This window comes from Pseudomonas sp. BAY1663, from assembly GCF_000582595.1.
In the GTDB taxonomy this organism is placed as follows: Bacteria; Pseudomonadota; Gammaproteobacteria; order Pseudomonadales; family Pseudomonadaceae; genus Stutzerimonas; species Stutzerimonas stutzeri_AF.
Window position 1 is genome coordinate 1 of the sequence record NZ_AZSV01000063.1, and the last position, 26,908, is coordinate 26,908.

General features: G+C 62.0%; 26 protein-coding genes and 7 pseudogenes. 31 read left to right on the top strand and 2 right to left on the bottom strand.

What is annotated here, in order from left to right; genetic code table 11:
* The 17 genes and pseudogenes from BAY1663_RS16220 to flhB all read left to right on the top strand — a co-directional run.
* On the top strand, positions 1-757 hold a 757-nt coding region (locus tag BAY1663_RS16220), incomplete at its 5' end, for a flagellar M-ring protein FliF C-terminal domain-containing protein (RefSeq protein WP_037042715.1).
* Positions 750-1,766 carry a flagellar motor switch protein FliG gene (gene fliG / locus BAY1663_RS16225; RefSeq protein ID WP_037042717.1) on the top strand — a complete coding sequence of 339 codons (1,017 nt, stop codon included), beginning with the start codon at positions 750-752 and terminating at the stop codon, positions 1,764-1,766. The genes BAY1663_RS16220 and fliG, both read left to right, overlap by 8 nt.
* Positions 1,767-2,062: 296 nt before the next feature.
* Positions 2,063-2,839 (top strand): flagellar assembly protein FliH, encoded by a 777-nt coding sequence (gene fliH, locus BAY1663_RS16230; RefSeq protein ID WP_037042720.1) that lies wholly within the window; start codon positions 2,063-2,065, stop codon positions 2,837-2,839.
* A pseudogene (gene fliI / locus BAY1663_RS16235) lies at positions 2,829-4,186 on the top strand (flagellar protein export ATPase FliI). Before fliH ends, fliI begins: the two are co-directional and overlap by 11 nt.
* Positions 4,187-4,189: 3 nt before the next feature.
* Positions 4,190-4,641: pseudogene (fliJ, locus tag BAY1663_RS16240) on the top strand (flagellar export protein FliJ).
* A 213-nt stretch (positions 4,642-4,854) separates the two neighbouring features.
* The gene (locus tag BAY1663_RS16245) at positions 4,855-5,160 is read left to right on the top strand and encodes an STAS domain-containing protein (RefSeq protein WP_037042722.1); all 306 of its coding nucleotides are present in this window, start codon (positions 4,855-4,857) and stop codon (positions 5,158-5,160) included.
* Between the two features lies 1 nt (position 5,161).
* Positions 5,162-6,852 (top strand): annotated as a pseudogene (locus tag BAY1663_RS16250) (SpoIIE family protein phosphatase).
* 28 nt (positions 6,853-6,880) lie between these two features.
* Positions 6,881-7,231, top strand: coding sequence for an Hpt domain-containing protein (locus BAY1663_RS16255; protein ID WP_037042725.1), 351 nt, complete (start codon positions 6,881-6,883; stop codon positions 7,229-7,231).
* Positions 7,232-7,321: 90 nt separating this feature from the next.
* A pseudogene (locus BAY1663_RS16260) lies at positions 7,322-8,541 on the top strand (flagellar hook-length control protein FliK).
* Between the two features lie 234 nt (positions 8,542-8,775).
* Positions 8,776-9,311: pseudogene (gene fliL, locus BAY1663_RS16265) on the top strand (flagellar basal body-associated protein FliL).
* 13 nt (positions 9,312-9,324) lie between these two features.
* Positions 9,325-10,296 (top strand): flagellar motor switch protein FliM, encoded by a 972-nt coding sequence (gene fliM, locus BAY1663_RS16270; protein ID WP_037042728.1) that lies wholly within the window; start codon positions 9,325-9,327, stop codon positions 10,294-10,296.
* 40 nt (positions 10,297-10,336) lie between these two features.
* On the top strand, positions 10,337-10,813 hold the full coding sequence (fliN, locus tag BAY1663_RS16275) for a flagellar motor switch protein FliN (protein ID WP_037042730.1): 477 nt from the start codon (positions 10,337-10,339) through the stop codon (positions 10,811-10,813).
* Between the two features lies 1 nt (position 10,814).
* On the top strand, positions 10,815-11,237 hold the full coding sequence (fliO, locus tag BAY1663_RS16280; protein WP_037042732.1) for a flagellar biosynthetic protein FliO: 423 nt from the start codon (positions 10,815-10,817) through the stop codon (positions 11,235-11,237).
* Positions 11,237-12,012 (top strand): annotated as a pseudogene (gene fliP / locus BAY1663_RS16285) (flagellar type III secretion system pore protein FliP). Before fliO ends, fliP begins: the two are co-directional and overlap by 1 nt.
* 13 nt (positions 12,013-12,025) lie before the next feature.
* A complete protein-coding gene (gene fliQ / locus BAY1663_RS16290) occupies positions 12,026-12,295 on the top strand; it encodes a flagellar biosynthesis protein FliQ (RefSeq protein ID WP_037042734.1) in 270 nt (89 codons plus the stop codon).
* Positions 12,296-12,300: 5 nt separating this feature from the next.
* Entirely contained in the window at positions 12,301-13,077 is a 777-nt protein-coding gene (gene fliR / locus BAY1663_RS16295) for a flagellar biosynthetic protein FliR (protein ID WP_037042736.1), read from the top strand.
* A 21-nt stretch (positions 13,078-13,098) separates the two neighbouring features.
* Positions 13,099-14,235: a flagellar biosynthesis protein FlhB gene (gene flhB / locus BAY1663_RS16300; RefSeq protein ID WP_037042738.1), complete on the top strand. Its 1,137-nt coding sequence runs from the start codon at positions 13,099-13,101 to the stop codon at positions 14,233-14,235.
* A 58-nt stretch (positions 14,236-14,293) separates the two neighbouring features.
* Here flhB and sodC read toward each other — a convergent pair whose 3' ends face one another.
* Positions 14,294-14,815, bottom strand: coding sequence for a superoxide dismutase family protein (sodC, locus tag BAY1663_RS16305; protein WP_037042741.1), 522 nt, complete (start codon positions 14,813-14,815; stop codon positions 14,294-14,296).
* Between the two features lie 195 nt (positions 14,816-15,010).
* Positions 15,011-15,388: a phage integrase N-terminal SAM-like domain-containing protein gene (locus BAY1663_RS16310; protein ID WP_256206831.1), complete on the bottom strand. Its 378-nt coding sequence runs from the start codon at positions 15,386-15,388 to the stop codon at positions 15,011-15,013.
* Between the two features lie 145 nt (positions 15,389-15,533).
* Here BAY1663_RS16310 and BAY1663_RS26035 point away from each other — a divergent pair, with 145 nt between their 5' ends.
* From BAY1663_RS26035 to BAY1663_RS16355, 14 genes and pseudogenes are all read left to right on the top strand, one after another.
* Positions 15,534-15,950: a DUF4062 domain-containing protein gene (locus tag BAY1663_RS26035; RefSeq protein WP_218186682.1), complete on the top strand. Its 417-nt coding sequence runs from the start codon at positions 15,534-15,536 to the stop codon at positions 15,948-15,950.
* Positions 15,925-16,308, top strand: coding sequence for a hypothetical protein (locus BAY1663_RS24825; protein WP_218186683.1), 384 nt, complete (start codon positions 15,925-15,927; stop codon positions 16,306-16,308). The genes BAY1663_RS26035 and BAY1663_RS24825 overlap by 26 nt, the downstream gene beginning before the upstream one ends.
* A 129-nt stretch (positions 16,309-16,437) precedes the next feature.
* Complete coding sequence (locus BAY1663_RS24010; protein WP_128576354.1) at positions 16,438-16,665, top strand: hypothetical protein; 228 nt, start codon at positions 16,438-16,440, stop codon at positions 16,663-16,665.
* Positions 16,616-17,482 (top strand): hypothetical protein, encoded by an 867-nt coding sequence (locus BAY1663_RS24015; RefSeq protein ID WP_128576356.1) that lies wholly within the window; start codon positions 16,616-16,618, stop codon positions 17,480-17,482. Before BAY1663_RS24010 ends, BAY1663_RS24015 begins: the two co-directional genes overlap by 50 nt.
* A 554-nt stretch (positions 17,483-18,036) precedes the next feature.
* A complete protein-coding gene (locus tag BAY1663_RS24020) occupies positions 18,037-18,381 on the top strand; it encodes a DUF6864 domain-containing function (RefSeq protein ID WP_128576358.1) in 345 nt (114 codons plus the stop codon).
* Positions 18,378-18,692, top strand: coding sequence for a hypothetical protein (locus BAY1663_RS16315; protein ID WP_128576360.1), 315 nt, complete (start codon positions 18,378-18,380; stop codon positions 18,690-18,692). The genes BAY1663_RS24020 and BAY1663_RS16315 overlap by 4 nt, the downstream gene beginning before the upstream one ends.
* A gap of 128 nt (positions 18,693-18,820) precedes the next feature.
* Positions 18,821-19,333, top strand: coding sequence for a DUF4440 domain-containing protein (locus BAY1663_RS16320; protein WP_218186684.1), 513 nt, complete (start codon positions 18,821-18,823; stop codon positions 19,331-19,333).
* 260 nt (positions 19,334-19,593) lie between these two features.
* Positions 19,594-21,714, top strand: a complete 2,121-nt coding sequence (gene flhA / locus BAY1663_RS16325) for a flagellar biosynthesis protein FlhA (RefSeq protein ID WP_037042746.1) — start codon at positions 19,594-19,596, stop codon at positions 21,712-21,714.
* A gap of 15 nt (positions 21,715-21,729) precedes the next feature.
* The gene (gene flhF, locus BAY1663_RS16330; RefSeq protein WP_037042748.1) at positions 21,730-23,019 is read left to right on the top strand and encodes a flagellar biosynthesis protein FlhF; all 1,290 of its coding nucleotides are present in this window, start codon (positions 21,730-21,732) and stop codon (positions 23,017-23,019) included.
* Between the two features lie 91 nt (positions 23,020-23,110).
* The gene (fleN, locus tag BAY1663_RS16335; protein WP_011913681.1) at positions 23,111-23,938 is read left to right on the top strand and encodes a flagellar synthesis regulator FleN; all 828 of its coding nucleotides are present in this window, start codon (positions 23,111-23,113) and stop codon (positions 23,936-23,938) included.
* A gap of 17 nt (positions 23,939-23,955) precedes the next feature.
* A pseudogene (gene fliA / locus BAY1663_RS16340) lies at positions 23,956-24,680 on the top strand (RNA polymerase sigma factor FliA).
* Between the two features lie 73 nt (positions 24,681-24,753).
* On the top strand, positions 24,754-25,128 hold the full coding sequence (locus tag BAY1663_RS16345) for a chemotaxis response regulator CheY (RefSeq protein ID WP_011913679.1): 375 nt from the start codon (positions 24,754-24,756) through the stop codon (positions 25,126-25,128).
* A 20-nt stretch (positions 25,129-25,148) separates the two neighbouring features.
* Entirely contained in the window at positions 25,149-25,952 is an 804-nt protein-coding gene (locus BAY1663_RS16350; protein WP_037042755.1) for a protein phosphatase CheZ, read from the top strand.
* A gap of 11 nt (positions 25,953-25,963) precedes the next feature.
* The coding region (locus tag BAY1663_RS16355) for an Hpt domain-containing protein (protein WP_037042757.1) at positions 25,964-26,908 on the top strand (945 nt) is incomplete at its 3' end.

Genomic DNA, 26,908 nt, shown 5'->3' on the forward strand with positions numbered 1-26,908 from the left:
TGGCGCCGCTGCTGCGGCGGGCCCGGTGGCCGCCGGCCAGCCGCTGCTCGACGCCAATGGCCAGCAGGTCATGGACCCGGCGACTGGCCAGCCGATGCTTGCACCCTATCCGGCGGACAAGCGTGAACAGGCGACCCGCAACTACGAGCTGGATCGCTCCATCAGCTACACCAAGCAGCAGCAGGGCCGTCTGCGCCGCCTGTCGGTCGCCGTGGTGGTCGACGATCAGGTCTCGTTGAACGCGGCCGGTGAGACGGTACGGGTGCCGTGGAGCGCCGACGAACTGGCACGCTTCACCCGCCTGGTGCAGGACGCGGTGGGCTTCGATGCCAGCCGCGGCGACAGCGTCAGCGTGATCAACACCGCCTTCGTCGCCGACAGCTTCGGCGAAGCCTTCGAGGATGTTCCGTTCTACTCGCAGCCCTGGTTCTGGGACGTGGTCAAGCAGGTGCTGGGCGTGCTGTTCATCCTGGTGCTGGTGTTCGGCGTGCTGCGGCCGGTGCTCAAGAGCCTGACCAATCCCGCCAGCGGCAAGGAGCTGCAGGTCGCCGACGGTGCCGGCGAGCTGGGCGAGGAAGACGGGCTGGATACCGGCCTGGCCAATGACCGGGTCAGCCTGAGCGGCCCGCAGAACATCCTGTTGCCAAGCCCCAGCGAGGGATATGAAGCCCAGCTGAACGCGATCAAGAACCTGGTGGCCGATGACCCGGGACGGGTAGCCCAGGTGGTGAAAGAGTGGATCAACGCCGATGAGTGACAATCGAGTCCAGACCAAGCTCAACAAGGTCGACAAGGCCGCCATCCTCCTGCTGTCGCTGGGCGAGACCGATGCGGCGCAGGTGCTGCGTCACCTCGGGCCGAAGGAGGTGCAGCGGGTCGGTACCGCCATGGCGCAGATGCGCAACATCCACCGCGAGCAGGTCGAGAGGGTGATGAGCGAATTCGTCGAGATCGTTGGCGACCAGACCAGCCTCGGCGTCGGCTCCGATGGCTACATCCGCAAGATGCTCACCCAGGCGCTGGGCGAGGACAAGGCCGGCGGCCTGATCGATCGCATCCTGCTCGGCGGCAATACCAGCGGCCTGGACAGCCTGAAGTGGATGGAGCCGCGCGCCGTGGCCGATGTGATCCGCTACGAACACCCGCAGATCCAGGCCATCGTGGTGGCCTATCTCGATCCGGACCAGGCCGGCGAGGTGCTGTCGCATTTCGACCACAAGGTGCGGCTAGATATCGTGCTGCGCGTGTCGTCGCTCAACACCGTGCAGCCGGCGGCGCTGAAGGAACTGAACCTGATCCTCGAGAAGCAGTTCTCCGGCAGCACCAATACCAGCCGCGCCAGCCTCGGCGGGGTCAAGCGCGCCGCCGACATCATGAACTACCTCGACAGCTCCATCGAAGGCCAGCTGATGGACGCGATCCGCGAAGTCGACGAGGACCTTTCCGGGCAGATCGAGGACCTGATGTTCGTCTTCGACAACCTGGCCGACATCGACGACCGCGGCATCCAGATCCTGCTGCGCGAAGTGTCCTCCGATGTGCTGGTGCTGGCGCTCAAGGGCGCCGACGAGGCCATCAAGGAAAAGGTCTTCAAGAACATGTCCAAGCGCGCCGGCGAATTGCTGCGCGACGACCTGGAAGCCAAGGGCCCGGTGCGTGTCAGCGATGTCGAGAATGCGCAGAAGGAAATCCTCACCATCGCCCGCCGCATGGCCGAGGCAGGGGAGATCGTCCTGGGCTCCAAGGGCGGCGAAGAGATGATCTAGAGGGCCTGTTGCCGTTTTTCTCTAACCGATTGATCTATGAGGAAAAGCTCGTCGTTGAGGCTCTGCCCCAGCACCGATGCTTAGCTTGCAGCACTCTCCCTTGTAGGAGCAGGCCATGCCTGCGAACAGGACCCTTCATCGGTATGGCTGCTTTTTCGCGGGCATGGCCCGCTCCTACGTACGTGCAGAACTGAAACGGGATCCGCCCTGCGTTTCGACCGCCTGGCCTTGCCATGAATTGTCATGGCAATAGAATCCACCTGCCGGTTCTTCAACGACTTCAATTCAGGAGCCCCATGGCCAAGGAAAACCCCAGCGACGTGATCCGCGCGAAGGACGTCAACGTCTTCGATCGCTGGGCCCTGCCCAGTTTCGACCCGCAAGGCGAGGAGCAGGCGCTGCCGCCCGCGGACGTCGTGGAGGAAGTGGCCGAGGAGCCGGCACGCAGCGAGGACGTCCCGGTCGAGGAAGTCAAACCCTTGACGCTCGACGAGCTCGAGGCGATCCGCCAGCAGGCCTACAACGAAGGCTTCGCCACCGGCGAGAAGGACGGTTTCCACGCCGGCCAGCTCAAGGCCCGGCAGGAGGCCGACGCCGCGCTGGCGCCGCGTCTGGAGAGCCTGGAACGGCTGATGGGTCAGCTGCTCGACCCCATCGCCGAACAGGATCGCAACCTCGAACATGCCATGGCCACGCTGGTCAGCCATATCGCCCGCGAGGTGATCCAGCGCGACCTGCTGATCGATTCCGGGCAGATTCGCCAGGTGCTGCGCGAGGCGCTGAAGCTCTTGCCGATGGGCGCCGACAATATCCATATCCATGTCAATCCGCAGGATTTCGAGCTGGTGAAGGCGCTGCGCGAGCGTCACGAAGAGTCCTGGCGGATTCTCGAGGACGCCAGCCTGCTGCCCGGCGGCTGCCGGATCGAGACCGAACACAGCCGTATCGACGCCAGCATCGAGACGCGTCTCGACCAGGCGATCAAGCAGCTGTTCGAGCAGCAGCGCGAGAACGCCACCCGTCCGCCGGCGGCTGACCTGGACATCGACCTGGATGCCGCCGATGCGCCTTGAACGGGTCAGCTTCGCCAAGCGTTTCGAAACCTACCGCGGGGCAATCAAGCTGCCCAGCCAACCGATACTCGAAGGCCGGCTGCTGCGCATGGTCGGGCTGACGCTGGAGGCCGAGGGGCTGCGCGCCGCCGTCGGCAGCCGCTGCATGGTGATCAACGACGACAGCTACCAGCCTCCCAGGTCGAGGCCGAGGTGATGGGCTTTGCCAGCGGCAAGCTTTACCTGATGCCGGTCGGCAGCCTGGCCGGCATCGCCCCCGGCGCTCGCGTGGTGCCCTTGCCCAATACCGGTCGGCTGCCGATGGGCATGTCCATGCTCGGTCGCGTGCTCGACGGTGCCGGCCGGGCGCTGGACGGTAAGGGCGGGATGAGGGCCGAGGACTGGGTGCCGATGGACGGGCCGGTGATCAACCCGCTCAAGCGCCATCCGATCAGCGAGCCGCTGGACGTCGGTATCCGCAGCATCAACGGCCTGCTCACCGTCGGCCGCGGCCAGCGCCTGGGCCTGTTCGCCGGCACCGGCGTCGGCAAGTCGGTGCTGCTGGGGATGATGACGCGCTTCACCGAGGCCGACATCATCGTCGTCGGGCTGATCGGCGAGCGCGGCCGCGAGGTCAAGGAATTCATCGAGCACATCCTCGGTGAGGAAAGCATCAAGCGCTCGGTGGTGGTCGCCTCGCCGGCCGACGAGGCGCCGCTGATGCGCTTGCGTGCGGCGATGTACTGCACGCGCATCGCCGAATATTTCCGCGACAAGGGCAAGAACGTCCTGCTGCTGATGGATTCGCTGACGCGCTTCGCCCAGGCCCAGCGCGAGATCGCCCTGGCCATCGGCGAGCCGCCGGCGACCAAGGGCTACCCACCGTCGGTGTTCGCCAAGCTGCCGAGCCTGGTCGAGCGCGCCGGTAATGCCGAGGCGGGCGGCGGTTCGATTACCGCGTTCTACACCGTGCTGTCGGAGGGCGACGACCAGCAGGACCCGATCGCCGATGCCGCCCGCGGCGTGCTCGATGGCCATATCGTGTTGTCGCGCCGGCTCGCCGAGGAAGGACACTACCCGGCAATCGACATCGAGGCGTCCATCAGCCGGGTCATGCCGCAGGTGGTCAGTGCCGAGCATGTACGTGCCTCGCAGCGCTTCAAACAGCTCTGGTCGCGCTACCAGCAGAGCCGCGACCTGATCAGTGTCGGCGCCTATGTGCCGGGCGGCGATCCGGAAACCGACCTGGCCATCGCCCGCCAGGCCGAGATGGTCGGCTACCTGCGCCAGGGCCTCGACGAAAGCGAGGACCTCGGCCACAGTGCTGCGCAACTGGCCGCGGTATTCGCCCCCCGGCAAGGCGGCTAACCGATGGCGCCCAGCCGTGCCGCGCGCCTGGCGCCGGTGATCGAGATGGCCGAACGCGCCGAGCGCGAGGCGGCACGGCTGCTCGGCCAGGGCAGATGCAGCTGGCCCAGGCCGAGGCCAAGCTCGGCGAGCTGGAACAGTATTTCAGCGACTACCAGCAACAATGGCTGCAGCAAGGCAGCCAGGGTGTCTCCGGCCAGTGGTTGATGAACTACCAGCGCTTTCTTTCCCAGCTCGAATCGGCCATCGGCCAGCAGCAGCGCAGCGTCAACTGGTATCGCGACAACCTGCTCAAGCTGCGCGAACAGTGGCGCCAGCGCCATGCGCGGGTGGAGGGGCTGAGCAAACTGGTAGAGGGTTATCTGCGCGAGGCGCGGATCGCCGCCGACAAGCGCGAGCAGAAGCTGCTCGACGAATTCGCCCAGCGCCTGGCCGGCCGACCGCGGGATCCCTGAGTGGCCCCTGGCGGCTGCGGGTCGGATTGAATGCTTGCCGCGCCGCTGCTTGAATGCTAAATCTTCACCCACTTCAACGCTGTTGAATGGTCGCCCGGTCCGCCAGCGAGGCTCTTCCGTCGCTCAGCCGGTGTTGCGGCTGTTCTCGTCGCATGTCCGCGATGCCTGCCGTTCAGGCGACCGCTCAAGACGTTCCGGATCAGGGAGTGCCACATGACCATTACTTCGCAGCCTTCGGCGGATGGGCGGGAGCTGACCATCGCCATCAGCGGGCGCTTCGACTTCAATGCGCACCAGGCCTTCCGCGACGCCTACCAGCGGCAGGACGTGACGCCGCAGCGCTACGTGGTCGACCTGCAGGGCGCTACCTATCTGGACAGTTCGGCGCTCGGCATGCTGCTCCTGCTGCGTGACCATGCCGGCGGAGACGAGGCCGATATCCGCCTGCTCAACTGCAACGCGGATGTACGCAAGATTCTCTCGGTATCCAATTTCGAACAGTTGTTCGTGATCGCCTGAGATGCCGAGGCGGCTGACGATCCTGATCGCCGAGGACAGCCCGGTCGATCGGATGCTGCTCTCCACCATCGTCTCCCGCCAGGGCCATCGGGTGCTCACCGCGGCCGACGGCATGCAGGCCGTGGCGCTGTTCACCCGGGAACGGCCGCAGTTGGTGCTGATGGATGCCCTGATGCCGGTGATGGACGGCATGGAGGCCGCGCGGCGGATCAAGCAACTGGCCGGCGACGAGCTGGTGCCGATCATCTTTCTCACCTCGCTGAGCGAAAACCAGGCGCTGGTCGATTGCCTGGAGGCGGGGGGCGACGACTTCATCGCCAAGCCCTACAACCCGATCATCCTCGAGGCCAAGATCCAGGCGATGCACCGCCTGCGCCGCCTGCAGGCCACGGTACTCGCGCAGCGCGACCTGATCGCGCGACGCAACAAGCAACTGCTCGACGAGCACAGTGCGGCGAAGGCGATCTTCGACAAGGTGGCCCATGCCGGTTGCCTGAACGCACCGAACATCCGTTATCGGCAGTCGCCGCGCGCGCTGTTCAATGGCGACCTGCTGCTGGCGGCGCAGGCGCCGGCGGGGCAGACGTTCGTGCTGCTCGGCGATTTCACCGGCCATGGCCTGCCGGCGGCGATCGGCGCCATGCCGTTGGCGGAGACCTTCTACGGCATGGCCGCAAGGGGCATTCGAGCAGCGACATCCTTCGCGAGATGAATGCCAAGCTCAAGCAGATCCTGCCGGTGGAGATGTTCTGCTGCGCGACGCTGCTGGACATCGATCCCGTGCAGGGCGCGCTGCGGGTCTGGAATGGCGGCCTGCCGGACGGTTATCTGCTGGGCGCCGATGGCCGTCGCACGTCGCTGGGGTCCCGGCACCTGCCCCTCGGGGTCTTGTCCGCGGCGACCTTCGACGACACCTGCGAGCATTTCCCGCTTGCGCTTGGCGACCGCTTGCTGCTGCTGTCCGATGGCGTGATCGAGAGCCGCAACGCCCAGGACGAGCTGTTCGGCGAACAGCGGCTGTTGGCGCTGCTGGATGCCAATGACGATCCGGCGCTGCTGTTCGATGAGATCAAGCAGGCGCTGCTGGCTTTCCACGGGCAGGCGCAGGACGACCTCAGCCTGATCGAGGTGAGCCTGGACGAAGCGGGGGCGGGCACCGCGTTGCCGGCTCCGGCGATCGCCCACCGATCGCCCCCGATCGACTGGTCGGCGCAATTCGAATTGCGTGCCGAAAGCCTGCGCTGCAGCAATCCATTGCCGTTCCTGCTGCAGCTGCTGTTGCAGGTCAGCCCGCTGCGACCGCGTGCCGGGGCGATCTACACCGTGTTGGGCGAGTTGTATTCCAATGCGCTGGAGCATGGCGTGCTCGCTCTCGATTCGGCGCTCAAGTGCGATGCCGAGGGCTTCCAGCGCTACTACGAGTTGCGCCGGCAACGTCTGCAGCAATTGGCCGATGGCTACATCCGCCTGGAACTGGGCATCAAGGCCAACGCCGGAGGCGGGCGGCTGCGCATCGCCATCAGCGACAGCGGTACCGGTTTCGACGTGGCCCGCGCGCTGCAAGCGCGGCATTGCGGCCAGTGCCTCAGCGGCCGGGGGCTGCACCTGGTGCGCCAATTGAGCGACGAATTCGCCTGGCAGGCGGACGGACGTGGCCTGAGCGTGGAGTTCGCGTGGGTGGCTGAGGCATAATCCAGCGCTTTGATCCAGGAGTGGTCCGGTGTCCAATGCTCATCTCGACAGTGCCGTGCTAGCTACGCTGCAGGACGTGATGGAGAGCGAGTATCCGGTGCTGCTGGATACCTTCCTGGCGGATTCCGAAGAGCGCGTCCGTCTGCTCAAGCGCGCCTGGCGGGCCGGAGAGGCCGAGACGCTGCGCCAGGCCGCCCACAGCTTCAAGGGCAGTTGCAGCAACATGGGCGCCACGCTGCTGGCCGAGCTCTGTCGCGAGCTGGAAGACCTCGCCCGGCGGGAACAGCTGGACCACGCGCCGGTTCTGATCGAATCCATCGAACGTGAATTCGCCATCATCGGCATCCTCTTCAGGGCCGAACGACAGCGCCACGGCTAGGCGGAGACGGCCCAGACGAATCTTTGGCGTCGGGCGCTGGCCCGGAACTTGCTCAGCTATCGTCACGATTCATCCGCAGTGGAATGACCCATGGCTGTTTCCCCCGATTTGCTGTTGAAGACTCCCTCTGTCGACGTGCGCCCCAAGCTGCGGCCAAGGCGCCGGAGGCTCCGCGCGAAGCGCGGGATGGCGCGGGCTCCAGCTTCTCCGACGTCTATGCCAGGGAGCGCCAGGCCAAGCCCGCCGAGCGGCCGGCGGCGCGGGACGATGCCCGGCGCGACAAGGCCGTGGACGACAAGCGCCGCGGAATGCGACGGAAACGGTCGATGACGAAAAGCCGGCGGTTGCCGAAAGTGGCAACGCCTTGCCGCCCGAAGAACTGCCGGACGCGCCGCAGGGCGACGACCCGCTGCTGATGTTCGGCCTGGGCGGGCAGTTCCTGCCCGAAGAGCCTCCCCAGGATGGTCAGGTGCCGGGCGAGACGCTGCTCTCGGGCCTGCCGATCGTGCAACAGGCCGGCGTCGAGGGCGAAGAATCGGCAGCGGACGACTTGCTCGGTGGGTTGCGCCGGGCCAGCGATCCCCAGCTGGCCCTGCAGGAGGCCGTGCAGGAGTCCGAGGTGGCGCAGCCCTCCGAGCAGAAGCGGTTGGAAGCCGGTGACGATTTCGCCAGCATGCTGGCTGGCGTCGAGGTGGCGGAAGAAGGCGAGCCGGAGTTCGAACTGGATCCGGAGTTGCTGGAGGGCATCGAGGCCTCCAAGGGCAGCCGCGCCGCCGACATGGGCGAGTCGCCTTCGGCACGGCCCAATCCGCTGAGCCAGGCGATCGCCCAGCAGGTGCAGCAGGCCGCGCGACCGACGCTGGTCCCGGGGCAGCCGGTGCAGATGCAGCAGACGGGTTGGAGCGAGGCGGTGGTCGACCGGGTGATGTGGTTGTCCAGCCAGAACCTCAAGTCCGCCGAGATCCAGCTCGATCCCGCGGAGCTCGGGCGCATGGAAGTGCGTATCGAGATGAACAAGGACCAGACCCAGGTCACCTTCCTCAGCCCCCATGCCGGCGTGCGTGACGCGCTGGAAGGCAGATGGTGCGCCTGCGCGAGATGTTCAGCCAGCAGGGCATGAACCTGGTGGACGTCAACGTCTCCGACCAGTCGCTGGCGCGCGGCTGGCAGGGCGGCGGCGAGGGCCAGCCTTCACGCAACGGCTTCTCGGGCGAGACGGCCGATGGTGACGAGGAACTGCGCCTGGGTGTGGTGGAAGTGTCCGGCAACCGGACATCCGGCGACCGCGGCTGGTGGACTACTACGCCTGATTGGAGCCATCGCCTGAACGGCCGGCAGGCTCCCGTGCCGGTTTTCCGCCGCTGATCGCTTCGCTGCAGACCGTTCGGCTGCGCCGAAGCGATCCTGTCTTTGCCTCACGATGCGCTTTTTCGTGACGGCTTCCGCGCGTTTACTGCCGATGGCCGCTGCCCGATACTTTGGCACAGCTGTTGCTCCTAACTCCTTGAAGCGGGAAGAAACGCAGACGATGACGGATATTTGGCATGGCTAAGAAACAGGCTCCACCGCCGCTGACTTCGGCGGGCCCGGAAGACGCAGGCGGCGGCAAGAGCCGGCTGAAACTCATCCTGCGATCGTGGTCGCCATGTTGTTGGCCGTCGGATTGTCCATCGGCGGTACCCTGTATTTCATGAACAAGGGCGAGGGACTGGAGGGCGGCAAGCCGGACGACGCCGCGGCGTCCATGCCGGCGGGCAAGCAGCCGGCGATCTACGAGGTGCTGATGCCGGCCTTCGTGGTCAATTTCAGCCACAATGGACGGCAGCGCTACATGCAGGTCGGTATCGCCTTGATGTCGCGGGACCAGTCGGCGCTGGACGCGCTGAAGGTGCACATGCCGCTGCTGCGCAACCGCCTGGTGATGCTGTTCTCCAGCCAGGACTTCGAGGCGCTGAAGACGCCGGTAGGCAAGGAAATGCTGCGTCAGCAGGCGACTGCCAGCGTGCAGGAGCTGGCGCAGAAGGAAATTGGCAAACTTGCCGTCGAGCAAGTGCTTTTCACCAACTTCGTATTGCAATAGAAGGCTGCCGCAGATGGCTGTTCAAGACCTGCTCTCGCAAGACGAGATCGATGCGCTCCTGCATGGGGTCGACGACGGTCTGGTGGATACCGAAAGCGATTCCGACCCGGGGTCCATCAAGAGCTACGACCTGACCAGCCAGGACCGTATCGTCCGCGGGCGCATGCCCACGCTGGAAATGATCAACGAGCGTTTCGCCCGCTACACCCGCATCAGCATGTTCAACCTGCTGCGGCGCTCGGCCGATGTGTCGGTAGGCGGCGTGCAGGTGATGAAGTTCGGCGAGTACGTCCATTCGCTCTACGTGCCCACCAGCCTCAACCTGGTGAAGATGAAGCCGCTGCGCGGCACCGCGCTGTTCATCCTCGATGCCAAGCTGGTGTTCAAGCTGGTGGACAACTTCTTCGGCGGCGACGGGCGGCACGCCAAGATCGAGGGCCGCGAGTTCACCCCGACCGAGCTGCGCGTGGTGCGCATGGTGCTCGACCAGGCCTTCGCCGACCTCAAGGAAGCCTGGCACGCGGTGCTGGACGTCAACTTCGAGTACGTCAACTCGGAAGTGAACCCGGCGCTGGCCAACATCGTCAGCCCCAGTGAGGTGGTGGTGGTCTCCACCTTCCACATCGAGCTGGACAGCGGCGGCGGCGACCTGCACGTGACCATGCCCTATTCGATGATCGAGCCGATCCGCGAGATGCTCGACGCCGGTTTCCAGTCGGACGTCAGCGACCAGGACGAGCGCTGGGTCAAGGCCCTGCGCGAGGACATCCTCGACGTCAACGTGCCGCTGGGCGCGACGGTGGTGCGCCGGCAGCTCAAGCTGCGCGACATTCTCAACATGCAGCCGGGCGACGTGATCCCGGTGGAAATGCCGGAAGACATGATCATGCGCGCCAATGGCATGCCGGCCTTCAAGGTCAAGCTGGGGGCCCACAAGGGCAACCTGGCGCTGCAGGTGCTGGAGCCCGTGGTCCGTCCACGTTGACCCAGCCCTTTACTCAATTCGAGCCGGTCGAGGACTAGCGATGGCAGACGAACGCGACAACACTTCTCCCGAGGAACAGGCGCTGGCCGACGAATGGGCCGCGGCCCTGGCCGAGGCGGGGGACGCCAGCCAGGACGATATCGATGCGCTGCTGAACCAGGGCTCGGCCGCGGCGGAACCGCCACCGGCGCCGCGCGCGCCGCTGGAGGATTTCGCCAGCGCGCCGAAGGCCAGCGGTGCGCAGCTGGGCCTGGATGGGCCGAACCTGGACGTGATTCTGGATATTCCGGTATCGATCTCCATGGAAGTCGGCAGTACCGAGATCAGCATCCGCAACCTGCTGCAGCTCAACCAGGGCTCGGTGGTCGAACTCGACCGCCTGGCCGGCGAGCCGCTGGACGTGCTGGTCAACGGCACGCTGATCGCCCATGGCGAGGTGGTGGTGGTCAACGAGAAGTTCGGTATCCGGCTGACCGACGTGATCAGCCCCACCGAACGCATCAAGAAGCTGCGCTGACATGCGCGCCCTCGCATTCCTTGTCGCGCTCCTGGCGCTGCCGGCGATGGCTGCGGAACCGGCGACGACGAGCATGAGCAGTGCCGGCATGGGCACACAGCTGAGCAAGCTGCTGCTCGGCCTGTTGCTGGTAATCGGGCTGATCTTCCTGCTCGCCTGGCTGCTGCGCCGGGTGCAGCGGATGAACCCGCGCGGTACCCAGGTGATCAAGCTGATCTCCAGCCAGGCGCTCGGCCCGCGCGAGCGGCTGGTGCTGGTGCAGGTCGGCGGCGAGCAGATCCTCATCGGTCTCAGCGGCGGGCGCATCACGCCGCTGCACGTCATGCGCGAGCCGGTGCACCTGCCAGATGCCGAGCCGGCCAATCCGGAATTCGCCCAGCGCCTGATGGAGCTGCTCGGCAAGGACCACAAGGACAAGCCCTGATGTTGCGTATCGTGCTGGCGCTGTTGCTGGTGCTGGCCGCGCCTCTTGCCCTTGGGCAGGAGAGCGCTGGCCTGCTGAGCCGGGGCGACAATCCGCTGTCGATCCCGGCGATCACCCTGAGCACCGACGCCGAGGGGCAGCAGGAGTACTCGGTCAGCCTGCAGATCCTGCTGATCATGACGGCGCTGAGCTTCATCCCGGCGTTCGTCATGCTGATGACCAGCTTCACGCGGATCATCATCGTCTTCTCCATCCTGCGCCAGGCGCTCGGCCTGCAGCAGACGCCGTCGAACCAGATCCTCATCGGCCTGACGCTGTTCCTCACGCTGTTCATCATGGCGCCGGTATTCGACCGGATAAACCAGGATGCCCTGCAGCCCTACCTGAGCGAGCAGATACCGGCGCAGGAAGCCATCGCCCGCGCCGAGGTGCCGTTGAAGGGCTTCATGCTGGCGCAGACCCGCGAGAGCGACCTGGAGCTGTTCGTGCGCCTGTCGCGGCGTACCGACATCGCCTCGCCGGAAGCCGCGCCGATGACCATCCTGGTGCCGGCCTTCGTCACCTCGGAGCTGAAGACCGCGTTCCAGATCGGCTTCATGATCTTCATTCCGTTCCTGATCATCGACATGGTGGTGGCCAGCGTGCTGATGGCGATGGGCATGATGATGCTCTCGCCGCTGATCATCTCGCTGCCGTTCAAGATCATGCTGTTCGTGCTGGTGGACGGCTGGGGCTGATCATCGGCACCCTGGCCGGCAGCTTCGGCACGCTTTAGGGAGGCGCTCGGAATGACCCCTGAAGTTGCGGTTGACCTGTTTCGCGAAGGGCTGTGGATGACCGCGATGATCGTCGGCGTGCTGGTGGTGCCGAGTCTGCTGGTCGGCCTGGTGGTGGCGATGTTCCAGGCTGCCACGCAGATCAACGAGCAGACCCTGAGCTTCCTGCCGCGCCTGCTGGTGATGCTGCTGACGCTGATCTGGGCCGGGCCCTGGCTGGTGCGCCAGTTGATGGAGTTCACCCAGAATCTCGTGCAGAACATTCCGCTGTTGATCGGGTAGCCGGCGTGCTGGAGCTGAGCAACGCGCAGATCGGCGGCTGGGTAGGGCAGTTCCTGCTGCCGCTGTTTCGCATCGCGGCCCTGCTGATGAGCATGCCGATCATCGGTGCCCAGCTGGTGCCGATGCGGGTGCGCCTGTATCTGGCGCTGGCCATCGCCCTGGCGCTGGTGCCGGCGCTGCCGCCGATGCCGCTGGTGGAGTCGCTGAGCCTGCGCGCCTTGCTGCTGATCGCCGAGCAGTTGCTGATCGGCGTGATGATGGGCTTCATCCTGCAGCTGTTCTTCCAGGTGTTCATCGTCTCCGGGCAGATGCTGGCGATGCAGATGGGCCTGGGCTTCGCCTCGATGGTCGATCCGTCCAACGGCGTTTCGGTGCCGGTGCTCGGCCAGTTCTTCAACATGCTGGTGATCCTGCTGTTCCTGGCAATGAACGGCCATCTGGTGGTGCTGGAGATTCTCGCCGAGAGCTTCGTCACCTTGCCGGTGGGCGGTGGCCTGTCGACCAATCACTTCTGGGAAGTGGCCGGCAAGCTCGGCTGGGTGCTGGGCGCCGGGCTGTTGCTGGTGCTGCCGGCGATCACCGCGCTGCTGGTGGTCAACCTGGCGTTCGGCCTGATGACCCGCGCGGCGCCGCAGCTGAACATCTTTTCCATCGGCTTCCCGCTGACCCTGGTGCTCGGCCTGATCATCGTCTGGATCGGCATGGCCGATATCTTCGCGCAGTACCAGGTCTTCGTCAGCGAGGCGCTGACGATGCTGCGCGAGCTGGTGGGCGCGCGCTGATGAACCTGGTGGAGATTGCCCATGGCTGAGAGCGAAAGCGGCGCCGACAAAAGCGAGGAACCCACAGAGAAACGCCTGCGCGAATCCCGTGAGAAAGGCCAGCTGGCGCGCTCGCGCGAGCTCAACACGGTGGCGGTGACGCTGGGCGGCATCGGCGGCCTGCTGGCCTCCGGTGCGAGCCTGGCGCAGAGCCTGATGGCGATGATGCAGGGAACCTTCGAGCTGAGCCGCGAAACCCTGTTCGACGAGGGCTCCATGGCGATGCTGCTGATGAACAGTGGCCTGATCGCGCTGGAAGCGATCCTGCCGTTGCTGATCGCCTTGCTGATCGCCTCGATTCTCGGCCCCATCGCCCTGGGTGGCTGGCTGTTCTCGGCCAAGGCCATGGCACCCAATTTCGGCCGGATGAATCCGCTGGCCGGACTCAAGCGGATGTTCTCCGCCAAGGCGCTGGTCGAGCTGCTCAAGGCGCTCGGCAAGTTCCTGGTGGTGTTGAGCGTGGCGCTACTGGTGCTTTCGTCCTATCAGGACGACCTGCGCTCGATCGCCAAGCAGCCGCTGGACCTGGCCATCATGCACAGCGCCGAGATCGTCGGCTGGTGCGCCTTGTGGATGGCCTGCGGGCTGATCCTGATCGCGGCGGTGGACGTGCCGTTCCAGCTCTGGGACAACAAGCAGAAGCTGATGATGACCAAGCAGGAGGTCAAGGATGAATACAAGGATTCCGAAGGCAAGCCCGAGGTCAAGTCGCGCATCCGCCAGCTGCAGCGCGAGGCGGCCCAGCGGCGCATGATGCAGGCGGTACCCGAGGCGGACGTGGTGATCACCAACCCGACCCACTTCGCCGTCGCCCTGAAATACGATGCCGCCAAGGGCGGGGCGCCGATGCTGCTGGCCAAGGGCAGCGATTTCCTGGCGCTGAAGATCCGCGAGATCGCCCAGGAGCATCAGGTGACCGTGCTCGAGTCTCCGGCACTGGCGCGGGCGGTCTACTACTCCACCGAACTGGAACAGGAAATCCCCGCCGGCCTCTACCTCGCCGTGGCGCAGGTACTGGCCTACGTCTACCAGTTGCGCCAGTACCGCGCCGGCAAGGGCCGTCGCCCCGATCCGCTGAACGACCTGCCGATCCCGCCGGATCTGCGTAGGGATGAATAATTCTGAAGCTTGAAGCCAGAAGCCAGAGAAAGTATCAGCTTCCAGCTTCCAACTGCTCCTATTCGATCACCCCACAGGCAACCCGCGCGCCGCCACCGCCCAGCGGTTGCGGATGGTCGGCGTGGTTGTCGCCGCCCTGGTGGACCATCAGCGCCAGGCCCTTGATGTCGCCGAGGCTCTTCAGCCGTGGGGCCAGCACCGGCTGGCTGGCCTTGCCCTCGCTGTCGACGTACAGCGCCGGCAGGTCACCCATGTGTCCGTCGCCCCAGGGCTCGCCGTGCTTGCCGGTGTTCTGCGGGTCCCAGTGGCCGGTGGCGGCGGCTGCCGCGGTGGGTTTGCCGTCGACCTCCGCCGGCTCGCAGCTGCCCTTGGCGTGGATGTGGAAGCCGTGCGTGCCCGGCTGCAGGCCGCTCAGCTCGGGGCGAAACACCAGGCCGTATTCGCTGCTGTCGATCTTCACACTGCCCACCGATTCGCCGATGCCCTGAGCGGTGACGGCGTTGACCTTCACGCTCAGCGTTTCGGCCTGAACGGCGAGGGCGCTGCAGCCGGCCAGCGCGGCGATGATCCACTGTTTCATGTCGAAGCTCCTTCCCTTAATAGAGAAAAAAGCGGCATTCCGCCGCCGGTCACCATCTGACTGCCCGGCGGTGCGAGGGTTCGGGCGACTCGAGGTTCGGAGATTTTCTCTAACGATCCAGCGGACTCAACACCGCCAAACCGCCGCGGTTGAGCACATGACGCAAGCTCGAGCCATAGAGCAGGTTGCGACGATTCAGCTCACGCCCTGCAACTGCGTCAGCAAGGCCTCCACCTCGGCACGGGTCAACACTACCGGCAGATGTTTGGGCTGCTTCGCCCGCACGATACCTTGCAGCCAGGGCAGATCCAGCTTGAGCACCTCTTTGTAAAGAAACAGAAAGGCAGCCAAGGCCTGGTTCTGCGTCGAAGCCGCCACGTCCCGCCTCACCGCCAGATGCGTCAGAAAGGCCTCGATCTCCGCTGCGCCCATCTCTGCTGGATGCCGATAGCGATGGAAGCGGATATAGCGTTTTGCCCACTCGGCATAGACAGTTTCGGTACGGATGGAATAGTTTCTGACTCGAATCTGCTGGCGCAACTGATCCAGCAGCTTGGGCTTGCCGTCATCCATGTCGCGTTTCTCCCTGAGTGCTGTCGCGGTTGCCGCGACCACCTTCAAGTTAGACAAGGACTCGCGAGACGACAAGGAAGGTTATGCGACAGGTGTCGTGGGTAAGCGCGACAGCCGTGTCGCCTAATTAATAGTTAGATATCCCATGCCAAACTCAATCTTTGTTAGCTCAACATTTGTAGACTTAGAGCGGCATCGCCAACTTGTGCGTGAGGCCATCTCCAAGCTGGAGATTGAGTCTAAAGCAATGGAGGTTTTTGGCGCTCTCCCTGACACACCTAAAGAGGAATGCCTCCGTCTCGTTCGCTCATCCAATGCGTACATTGGAATCTTTTCCATGCGATACGGACATATAGATCCAGCATCTGGTAAATCCCTTACTCAGCTAGAGTATGAGGAGGCTCAGACGCTTCGCCTCCCGAGCCTTATCTACATAATTGATGAGAACGCACACCCCGTACTTCCAAAATACGTTGATACTGGCGCTTCTGCGGAAAAACTATTCGCTTTAAAAAGAAAAACTAAAAAAATCTCATGTGGTAAATTTTTTCTCATCAGCTGACGACCTAACTGCAAAAGCCACTCAAGATGTTGTGCGATTGCTTAAGGCGATGGCGAAGCAACCAACCGCTCAAGTTTTGTCCCAACTTGCTGCTAACGCAGTCAAGCGACATCCGCTCACACCACCGCGCTTTGAGTACCTCAAGAGTCAAGCATTAGAAATTTTCAAACACGACGTACCTGATTTTATATTGCGTGAAGCACTTGAGCTTATCATTGGTGGTGACAATATGGCCGCTGCATTTGTATTGAGCCGTGGTACCCCAATGCATCTTGACGATGCTGTCGACGGACTCATGGAGGTCGAGAAAATCCTAATTAATATTGTTCAGAGACACCGAACGGAATCCGGTAAGTGAATATCTAACTAGCGGTTCAAATCGTTCGCTTCGCTCACTGGGACGGGCTAAAGCCCGCCCCTTAACCAAACGTTGGCTCTAGGTGCGAATTGTCGCAGTTACAATTGAAATTCGGACACATGGAAAGTTATGAAAATTCGGGAAATTGTTGAAGAAACGTTAAAAGATACAGGAAGTGGTAAAAGCGCTGATATTTGCGCCAAGTCCATACTATGCAACCTAATAAAAGAAAATGAGCCTTTTCAAGCCATTGAGTTGAAGAGCCTAGAACACCTACTACTTATGATGAAGGAATCGACTTTTCCTCATGTTTATGGAGAAGGGGGTATTTTATTTTTCTGCATATTATTTTCATGATGATAGATATCCGGTAGGTCGGAATTATTTCATCCGAGAGGCGGACTTGCTGAAAATTGCTAGGCTTCATGCATACTTCAAGTTCAACGGATTGGAGCTGCCTATAATTCCACCTAATCAGCTTGGCAAAAAAATAGGTCAAGATGGCTTTGAAGCGAGAATACGAGATTTTAGAGAGCGGCAATCTCGCGAAACAGAAATGTTTAAAGGCTTATTTGAGGGGCGTTCACAATCTACTTCTGTAGAACAGTCTATATTTCTTAATTCTCCTGGCTGCCTTGTCTGTGGTGATAATAATTTTCGGATGATGAGTTCTACTCTGAGTGCGGCGAAGGGATTTATGGTTGGTTTTAATCTTTGTGACAAACATATGGAGGTGGCTAAATCTGAAAACAGTCTACTTGAGTATTTGGCCAAACTATTCAAACAACCACCACCTTTTCAGTTCGTGCCACTAGAAACTAAAGAGCATTTTGAGCTGGTGTTGTCATGGCTGCCTAAGGAGTTAGGTTGTAAAGTCGAAAAGGCTAACGAAAATACTATGACTCTTGTAAGACCATCAGGGCTAAAGGGGATTTTCAGGCTAGACTCACCGGGAAATTATGCCTATATGATTTTCGGGCCAGATGGCAAAGAGGTTGCTCGTATTGATTCCGCTAATCATCACAATGTCAATTATGGCCCGGACCACCTGCATGCAGATTTATCTAAGAAAAAGGGGCCAATCGAGTCAAGCTTTACTACTGGCAGCCCTTTAATTGACACAAAGAAGATACTAGAGCTCATTAAGTTAAAAGAGGCTGAGTTTGAAAGCTAACAAGGCGCTGCTACGGAAAATCTATTCGCTGGCGCTCCTAAATTTCCGCAGAGCGCGGCGTTAGGCAAATATGATCTCAACAGCCATAAAAATCACATTCAAAGCTTCAGACATCCTAAGCTGGATTGCGTGCATATTTTTCAGTGTGCTCGCACTCAGCTACCCATTGATTAGTTCAAAATTAACTGCAAGAGATCTAAGTTACGGATCAACCGGATTCATCATTACAGTAGTCGCCATATCAATTGCCATGACCGTGTTATTTTATCTAAATACAAGAAGGAAATTTTTGCCACACTGATAATTTCAATTTACTTCCTATGCCTTGCAATCTACAAATCAACTGCAATGCACTACTCGGTTTCGGCAGCAATAATTTTTATCATTACTGCTCCGCTATTTCTCTCATACGTAGAAATGAAATTATTCAAAAACGCCTAACAAATGGTTCAAATCGCTCGCTTCGCTCACTCGGGACCGGCTAACGCCGGCCCCTTAACCAAGCGTTAGGTGCTTTCTGAACCTACAAACCTCAACCATAGTATGGAAGCAAAGTGAAGATATATTGCGGTGAATACGAAGTATATGAGTCCGGAACATTAACAAGCCCAGACCTATCAGACACTAAATTTGTTATATCCGAAACCCCATTGATGGAAGTTGTCTTCCGCATTTCCATGGATGACGAAGAATCTGGAATAAGCTTGGAGGTATTAGGCGAAAATACTATTGCCATGATATTCAAAAAGCCGACAGGTATTGGGTACGGCCCAGCAAGGCCGGTGAAAGTCGGAAATTTAAATGGTCGGGCTTTATACGTAAGCTTCCGCGTCTCTATGAGAGGGGAGAAATCCTCCTATGGCCTTGAGTATACATTTTATCTCAAGGAGTCCGAGTGATGGCCAAAACCGGAATTGAGGTGCCGACACTTCAAAATACAGGCATAGATAAAGAGCATATCAAGGTTCAACTGGATTACCACCAAGAAAACAACAAGCTAAACATAGCCCTTAAAGAAAAGTGGCTTGAAACGTTGTTTTCTGCAAATTTCTTGGTTTTTCTAGTAACAATTTTCGTTATAGCTTCCGGCTTTGTATACATGTGTGTCGACGGGGTAATGAAAACTGACATAGTGGAGTACTGGAAGCTGATCCTACCCGTTGTAACAACATATATAGGGTATGCAATTGGCAAAGGGAAAGTAGGCTGATAACCCGCAGCCGGCACACCTAACAAATGGTTCAAGTCGTTCGCTCCGCTCACTGGGACGGGCTAAAGCCCGCCCCTTAACCAAACGTTAGGCGACTCATTGAAGTGTTCTTGCACTCTTGGAGACATATGAACGCACTCATCAAGCGGCTCAATCGCATGAAAAACCTCGGGGCATGCTTGCTTTTAGCCGCCCTAAGCTTCTTAGTCACCTCCTGCGAGCAACGTACAGCCATGAAACCGGATTTTGATCAAGCACTCCAAAGTCATCTTGCATCAATAGCATCCCGTGATATTAGTGCCTTCAAAGAAAATCTCACGCTCGACGACACCCTCTACACTGTTGTTCAAAATGGACACGCCTTTACAAAGCGATCAGAGCTAATCGCAATCCATGAGCAATGGTTCAAAGACCCCAACTGGGTTTGGAAAGGAGAAGTGGTTCATAAGGTGGTTGGAACGGATATGGCAATGGCGCTTATCAAGTATCAGTACCAAGCCAAGCTGGAAGATGAGCCGTTTAGTACGTGGCTTGTATATGTTTTCCAGCTACAAAATGGGAAATGGCGGATCGTGCATGATCAAAACACCGCCCAAGACTACGTTGCATTCGCACGGTCAGCCGGGATCGAAGTCAAGTAGGAGTCGCCTAACAATTCATTCAAGCTGACGCCGCTTCGCGGCGCGGCTTAATTCAGGCGTTAGGCGGTATTGGTTTTTGGTTCGTGCGGGCATGGAGATCCGAAAGCTTCATTCCCTTCCGGTTTTTCGATGATGTCGGCCTGCTTGCCTGCAGCAGGGACTTGCAGCTGCCGCCGCCGGAAAAGTTGGACCCCTTCTTGCTATACCCCCGGCAGGCGCGTTTCGCGTCAAGAATCCGTTCTGTATCGCCGGGGGCTACGTTGGATCGCACGCAACTCATCAATATGCGCAACAGCCTGACGGGCGTGGGCCGTGGCAACCTCGGGGTGCCGCTGCTGCTGCTCGTGATGATGGGCATGATGATGCTGCCGGTGCCGCCGTTCCTGCTGGACGTGCTGTTCACCTTCAATATCGCGCTGTCGATCGTCGTGCTGCTGGTCAGCGTCTACGCGCTGCGCCCGCTGGATTTCGCGGTGTTCCCCACCATCCTGCTGGTGGCCACGCTGATGCGCCTGGCACTGAACGTGGCCTCGACCCGGGTGGTGCTGATCCACGGGCACGATGGCGGCGATGCGGCCGGCCAGGTGATCAAGGCGTTCGGCGAGGTGGTCATCGGCGGCAACTACGTGGTCGGCGTGGTGGTGTTCGCGATCCTGATGATCATCAACTTCGTGGTGGTGACCAAGGGTGCCGGGCGTATCTCCGAGGTGAGCGCACGCTTCACCCTGGATGCGATGCCGGGCAAGCAGATGGCGATCGATGCCGACCTCAATGCCGGCCTGATCGACCAGGCCGAGGCCAAGCAGCGCCGCGCCGAGGTTTCTTCCGAGGCGGATTTCTACGGTTCCATGGACGGTGCCAGCAAGTTCGTGCGCGGCGATGCCATCGCCGGCCTGCTGATCCTGTTCATCAATCTGCTCGGTGGTATCGGCATCGGCATGGCGCAGCACGGTATGAGCTTCAGCGATGCCGGCAAGGTGTACGCGCTGCTGACCATCGGCGATGGCCTGGTGGCGCAGATTCCTTCGCTGTTGCTGTCCACCGCTGCGGCGATCATGGTCACGCGTGTCACCAGTTCCGAGGACATGGGCAAGCAGGTCCAGCGGCAGATGTTCGCCTCGCCCAAGGCGCTGGCGGTGTCGGCGGTGATCCTGATCGCCATGGGCCTGGTGCCGGGCATGCCGCACGTTTCGTTCCTCGGCCTGGGCTTCGTGGCCGCCGCCGGTGCCTACTGGATCTGGCATCGCCAGAAGCAGCTCAAGCAGCAGGCCGAGCAGGAAGTCCAGAAGCAGCAGGACATGCTGCCGGCACAGCGCGCGGCCGAGACCAAGGAGCTGGGCTGGGACGACGTCACGCCGGTGGACATGGTCGGCCTGGAGGTCGGTTACCGGCTGATCCCGCTGGTCGACCGCAACCAGGGCGGGCAACTGCTGGCGCGGATCAAGGGGGTACGCAAGAAGCTGTCGCAGGACCTGGGCTTCCTCATGCCATCGGTGCACATCCGCGACAACCTCGACCTGCTGCCCAATGCCTACCGTCTGACCCTGATGGGCGTGAGCCTGGCCGAGGCGGAGGTCTATCCGGACCGGGAACTGGCGATCAACCCCGGCCAGGTGTTCGGCCCGCTCAACGGTATTGCCGCCCGGGACCCGGCGTTCGGCCTGGAGGCGGTCTGGATCGAGGCCAGCCAGCGCGATCAGGCGCAGTCGCTGGGCTATACCGTGGTGGATGCCAGCACCGTGGTCGCCACGCATCTCAACCAGGTACTGCACAAGCACGCCCACGAACTGTTGGGGCACGAGGAGGTCCAGCAATTGCTGCAACTGCTGGCCAAGAGTTCTCCCAAGCTGGCCGAGGAGCTGGTGCCGGGCATGGTCTCGCTGTCGACGCTGCTGAAGATCCTGCAGGCGCTGTTGCAGGAGCAGGTGCCGGTGCGCGACATCCGCACCATTGCCGAGGCCATCGCCAATGTCGCCGGCAAGAGTCAAGATCCCGCCGCGATGGTCGCCGCGGTACGCGTCGCCTTGTCCCGGGCAATCGTGCAAAACGTTGTGGGACTAGAGCCGGAGCTGCCTGTGATCACTCTGGAGCCCAGGTTGGAACAGATCTTGCTCAATAGCCTGCAGAAGGCCGGTCAGGGTTCGGAAGATGGCGTCTTGCTGGAGCCGGGCATGGCCGAGAAGCTGCAACGGTCCCTGGTAGAAGCGGCACAGCGCCAGGAAATGCTCGGCAAGCCGGCGGTCCTGCTGGTGGCCGGGCCGATCCGGGCGATGCTGTCGCGCTTCGCCCGGCTGGCGGTTCCGAACATTCATGTTCTGGCCTACCAGGAAATACCGGACAACAAGCAGGTCACCATCGTTTCGACGGTGGGTCAGAATTAATCGAGGGTACAGGCCATGCAGGTCAAACGTTTCTTCGCCGCCGATATGCGCATCGCCATGAAAATGGTGCGCGACGAGCTGGGCGCCGATGCCGTGATCATCGGCAATCGCCGGGTCGCCGGTGGCGTCGAGCTGACCGCTGTGCTCGATTACCCGATGCAATCGGCGCCGGCGGCCAAGCAGCCGAACCCGGCCCTGGAAGCCGAGCTGCGCAAGACCCAGGCGCGCCTCGCCAGCGCGCATGCGGAGCTGGGCGCGTCTGGGCGCGGAAAGGACCAGGGCCGTCAACTGCTTGACGAGAAGCCCGTCGCAGCGGCCATGCCGCAACCCGAGCCGGCTGCCGCCGCTCCCGCGACGTTCGACCCGCGCGCGGTCGAGGCGATGTATTCCGAACTGCACGGCCTGCGCGAACTGATCGAGGTGCAGCTCGGTTCGATCGCCTGGGGCCAGGAGCAGAGCCGCCGGCCGCAGCAGGCCAGCCTCTGGCGGCGCCTGCAGCGCCTCGGCCTGCCGGCCGAGCTGTCGCGCAGCCTGTTGGACAAGGTCGCCGCCATCAGCGAGCCGCGCCAGGCCTGGCGCATGCTGCTGGCGCACCTGGCCCAGGCGATCAAGGTCAGCAAGCAGGAGCCGCTGGAAGAGGGTGGCGTGATCGCCCTGGTCGGCCCGGCCGGGGTCGGCAAGACCACCACGCTGGCCAAGCTGGCGGCACGCTACGTACTCAAGTACGGCGCGCAGAACATCGCCCTGGCGAGCATGGACAACTACCGCATCGGCGCCCAGGAACAGCTCAAGACCCTCGGCCGGATTCTCGACGTGCCGGTGGTGCAGCTGGACCCGAGCCAGCCGTTGAGCAAGACCCTGGCCCCCCTGGCGCGCAAGCGGGTGGTCCTGATCGATACCGCCGGCCTGCCGGCCAGCGATCCGACGCTGCGCATGCAGCTCGAGGCGCTGGCCGACCGCGGTGTGAAAGCGAAGAATTATCTGGTGCTGGCTGCGACCAGCCAGAGCCAGGTGCTCAAGGCCGCCTGGCACAACTACCGGCGCTGTGGCCTGGCAGGTTGTATCCTGACCAAACTGGACGAGGCCGGCAGCCTGGGCGATGTACTCGGGCTAACGATCAGCCAGCATCTGCCGATAGCCTACCTCGCCGACGGGCCGCGTATTCCGGATGACTTGCATCTGCCGCGCAGTCATCAACTGGTCAGTCGGGCGGTGAGCCTGCAGTCCGGCGAGGAGCCGAGCGAGGAGGCGATGGCCGATATGTTCGCCGGCTTGTACAACGATTCCTCGCGGCGGGCTGGATAAGCGTGAGACAGCGGTATTCGAATAAATCAGATGCGTTCGATCCGGGCGCATCGACGGCCTTGTGGCCCCAGCAAGATATAGGCGTGTGAACATGGGTATGCATCCCGTACAGGTGATTGCGGTGACCGGCGGCAAGGGTGGCGTCGGCAAGACCAACGTGTCGGTCAATCTGGCGCTGGCACTGGCCGACCTTGGCCGGCGCGTGGTGTTGCTCGATGCCGACCTGGGGCTGGCCAACGTCGACGTGCTGCTGGGCCTGACCAGCAAGCGTACCCTGGCCGATGTGATCGCCGGCGAGTGCGATCTGCGCGACGTGCTGATCCAGGGGCCCGGTGGCATCCGCATCGTGCCGGCCGCCTCCGGTGCGCAGAGCATGGTGCAGCTGTCGTCGCTGCAGCACGCCGGATTGATCCAGGCGTTCAGCGAGATCGGCGACGATCTCGATGTGCTGATCATCGACACGGCCGCGGGCATCGGCGATGCGGTGGTCAGCTTCGTCCGCGCCGCCCAGGAAGTGCTGCTGGTGGTTACCGACGAGCCGACCTCGATCACCGATGCCTATGCGTTGATCAAGCTGCTCAACCGCGACTACGGCATCAATCGTTTCCGCGTGCTGGCCAACATGGCCCACGCCCCGCAGGAAGGGCGCAACCTGTTCGCCAAGCTGACCAAGGTCACCGAACGCTTCCTCGACGTGGCGCTGCAGTACGTCGGCGCCGTTCCCTACGACGAGGCCATGCGCAAGGCCGTGCAGAAGCAGCGTGCAGTCTACGAGGCCTATCCGCGGTCCAAGTGTGCATTGGCCTTCAAGGCTATCGCGCAGAAGATCGACACCTGGCCGCTGCCGGCGACGCCGCGCGGCCACCTCGAGTTCTTCGTCGAACGCCTGATCAGGCCGGCCTCAGAAACCCAAGAATGACAGGTGCCGGATTCGCTATGTATTACAGCAAGGCTCAGGCAAAGGATGCGCAGTACCGCCTGATCGATCAGTACGCCCCGCTGGTCAAGCGAATCGCTTACCACCTGCTGGCGCGTCTGCCCGCCAGCGTGCAGGTGGACGATCTGATCCAGGCCGGGATGATCGGATTGCTGGAGCTGCCAAGAAATACGACGCCGGCAAGGGGGCCAGTTTCGAGACCTACGCCGGTATCCGCATCCGCGGGACCATGCTCGACGAGGTGCGCAAGGGGGACTGGGCGCCGCGTTCGGTGCACCGCAATTCACGCATGGTCAGCGAGGCGATTCGCGCCATCGAGGCGAAAACCGGGCGCGACGCTAAAGATCATGAGGTTGCGGCCGAACTTAAGCTGAGTCTCGATGAGTATTACGGCATCCTCGGCGACACGCTGGGCAGCCGCCTGTTCAGCTTCGACGATCTGTTGCAGGAAGGGGAGCACGGCGATCTCCAGGAAGATGCCGGCAGCACCCATCCGGAGCCTTTTCGCGATCTCGAAGACGAACGTTTCCAGCAGGCCCTGGCCGATGCCATTGCCAACCTGCCGGAGCGCGAGAAGCTGGTGTTGTCGCTGTATTACGACGAAGAGCTGAATTTGAAGGAAATCGGTCAGGTGCTCGGGGTCAGCGAGTCGCGTGTGAGCCAGCTGCACAGCCAATGTGCGGCGCGGTTGCGGGCGCGCCTCGGCGAATGGCGCGCCCATTGACGATTATTGCGGTACGACGTGCTCGGTTTGCTGAGGCATTTTGGGACTTACGGAGGTCGACTTGGACAAGAACATGAAAATCCTCATCGTCGATGACTTCTCGACGATGAGACGGATCATCAAGAACCTCTTGCGTGACCTGGGGTTCACCAACACCGCCGAGGCGGATGATGGCACCACCGCGTTGCCGATGCTCAAGAGCGGCAGCTTCGACTTTCTCGTCACCGACTGGAACATGCCCGGCATGAGTGGCATCGACCTGCTGCGCACGGTGCGCGCCGACGAGCGTCTCAAGCACCTGCCGGTGCTGATGGTGACGGCCGAAGCCAAGCGCGACCAGATCATCGAAGCGGCCCAGGCCGGGGTCAACGGCTACGTCGTCAAGCCCTTCACCGCCCAGGTGCTGAAGGAAAAGATCGAAAAGATCTTCGAGCGCGTCAACGGCTGATGTAACGCCGCGAGGGCACTATGGCGCACCAAGATGACAGCATGAGCGAGTTCGAACAGACCCTTAAGTCCCACGCCCGCCAACTGGTCGACTGCCTCGAGCAGGGTCGTTTCGACGAGGCGGTGCTGATGATCCACCAGCTCAACCAGGCGCGCGACCGCGGCCTGTACCAGGAAGTCGGCAAGCTGACCCGCGAACTGCACAGCGCCATCGTCAAGCTGGAGATCGACACCTGCGGGGGCGAGCGAGAGTCTTCCCAGATCACCGACGCCACCGATCGCCTGTCCTATGTGGTGGAAATGACCGAGAAAGCGGCCAATCGCACCATGGACCTGGTCGAGGAGTGCGTGCCGCTGGTCAATTACGTCAGCTACGAGGCCCAGAGCCTGACGGCCGACTGGCAGCGTTTCATGCGCCGCGACATGAAGGCCGACGAGTTCCGCGAGCTGGTCCCGCGCATCGATCAGTTTCTCAAGCGCAGCATGAACGACGGCAGCCAGCTGTCGCAGAACCTGCGCGAAATCATGCTGGCCCAGGATTTCCAGGACCTCACCGGACAGGTGATCAAGCGGGTCACCCGGCTCATCACCGAGCTGGAGAGCAACCTGCTGAACCTGGTGCTGATGGCCGGGCAGGTGGATCGTTTCGCCGGCATCCAGCATGACCACGCCCAGTTGCGTGCCGAGCAGTTGAAGCAAAAAGAGCAAAAAGAAGAAAAAGAACCTTCCAAGGGTGAAGGTCCGCAGATGCATGCCGATATGCGTGAGGATGTCGTTTCCGGCCAGGACGATGTCGATGATCTGCTTTCAAGCCTGGGCTTTTAGGGGATGCGAATATGAGCTTCGACGCCGATGAAGAAATCCTCCAGGACTTCCTGGTAGAGGCCGGCGAGATTCTCGAACTATTGTCAGAGCAACTCGTGGAGCTGGAGAGCAGCCCCGATGACATGGCGTTGCTCAATGCGATTTTTCGCGGTTTTCACACGGTCAAGGGCGGCGCAGGTTTCCTCCAGCTTCACGAGCTGGTGGAGTGCTGCCACATCGCCGAAAACGTTTTCGACATCCTGCGCAAGGGCGAGCGGCGCGTCGATTCCGAACTGATGGACGTCGTCCTGCAGGCGCTGGACGCGGTGAATGCGATGTTCGCCCAGGTGCGCGAGCGCGTCGAACCGACCCCGGCTTCGCCCGAACTGCTCGCGGCCCTGTCGCGCCTGGCCGAGCCGGCGTCCGCCGAGCAAGCGGCAGCGGCTTCCGTGCCGGAGCCGGTTGCCGATGCCGCCGATGACGAGTTCGAGCAGTTGCTCGATGCGATCGAGCCGGTCGTCGAGGAGACGGCTGTGGCGGCTGCTCCGGATTCCTCCTCCGATGAGATCATCGACGACGAATTCGAATTGCTGCTCGACCAGCTGCATGGCAAGGGGCAGTTCTCCGCCGCGCCGAGCGCGGCTCCGGCGGCCGAGCTGGAGCCCGCTTCGGCGCCGGCCAGCGACGAGATCACCGACGACGAGTTCGAGGCGCTGCTCGACCAGTTGCATGGCAAAGGCAAGTTCGAGCCTGCGACGGCGGCCGTGGCAGCGGAGCCTGCGGCCGAGCCGGCCGGCAATCCCGCGGGCGACCATATCACCGACGACGAATTCGAGGCGCTGCTCGACCAGTTGCATGGCAAGGGCAAGTTCGAACCCGCCAGTGTCGCGGCCGCCGCGCCTGTTCCGGCTGCGCCGGCCAAGCCTGCCGCCGCAGCCAAACCCACCGTGGCAGCCAAGCCCGCGCCCGCCAAGGCG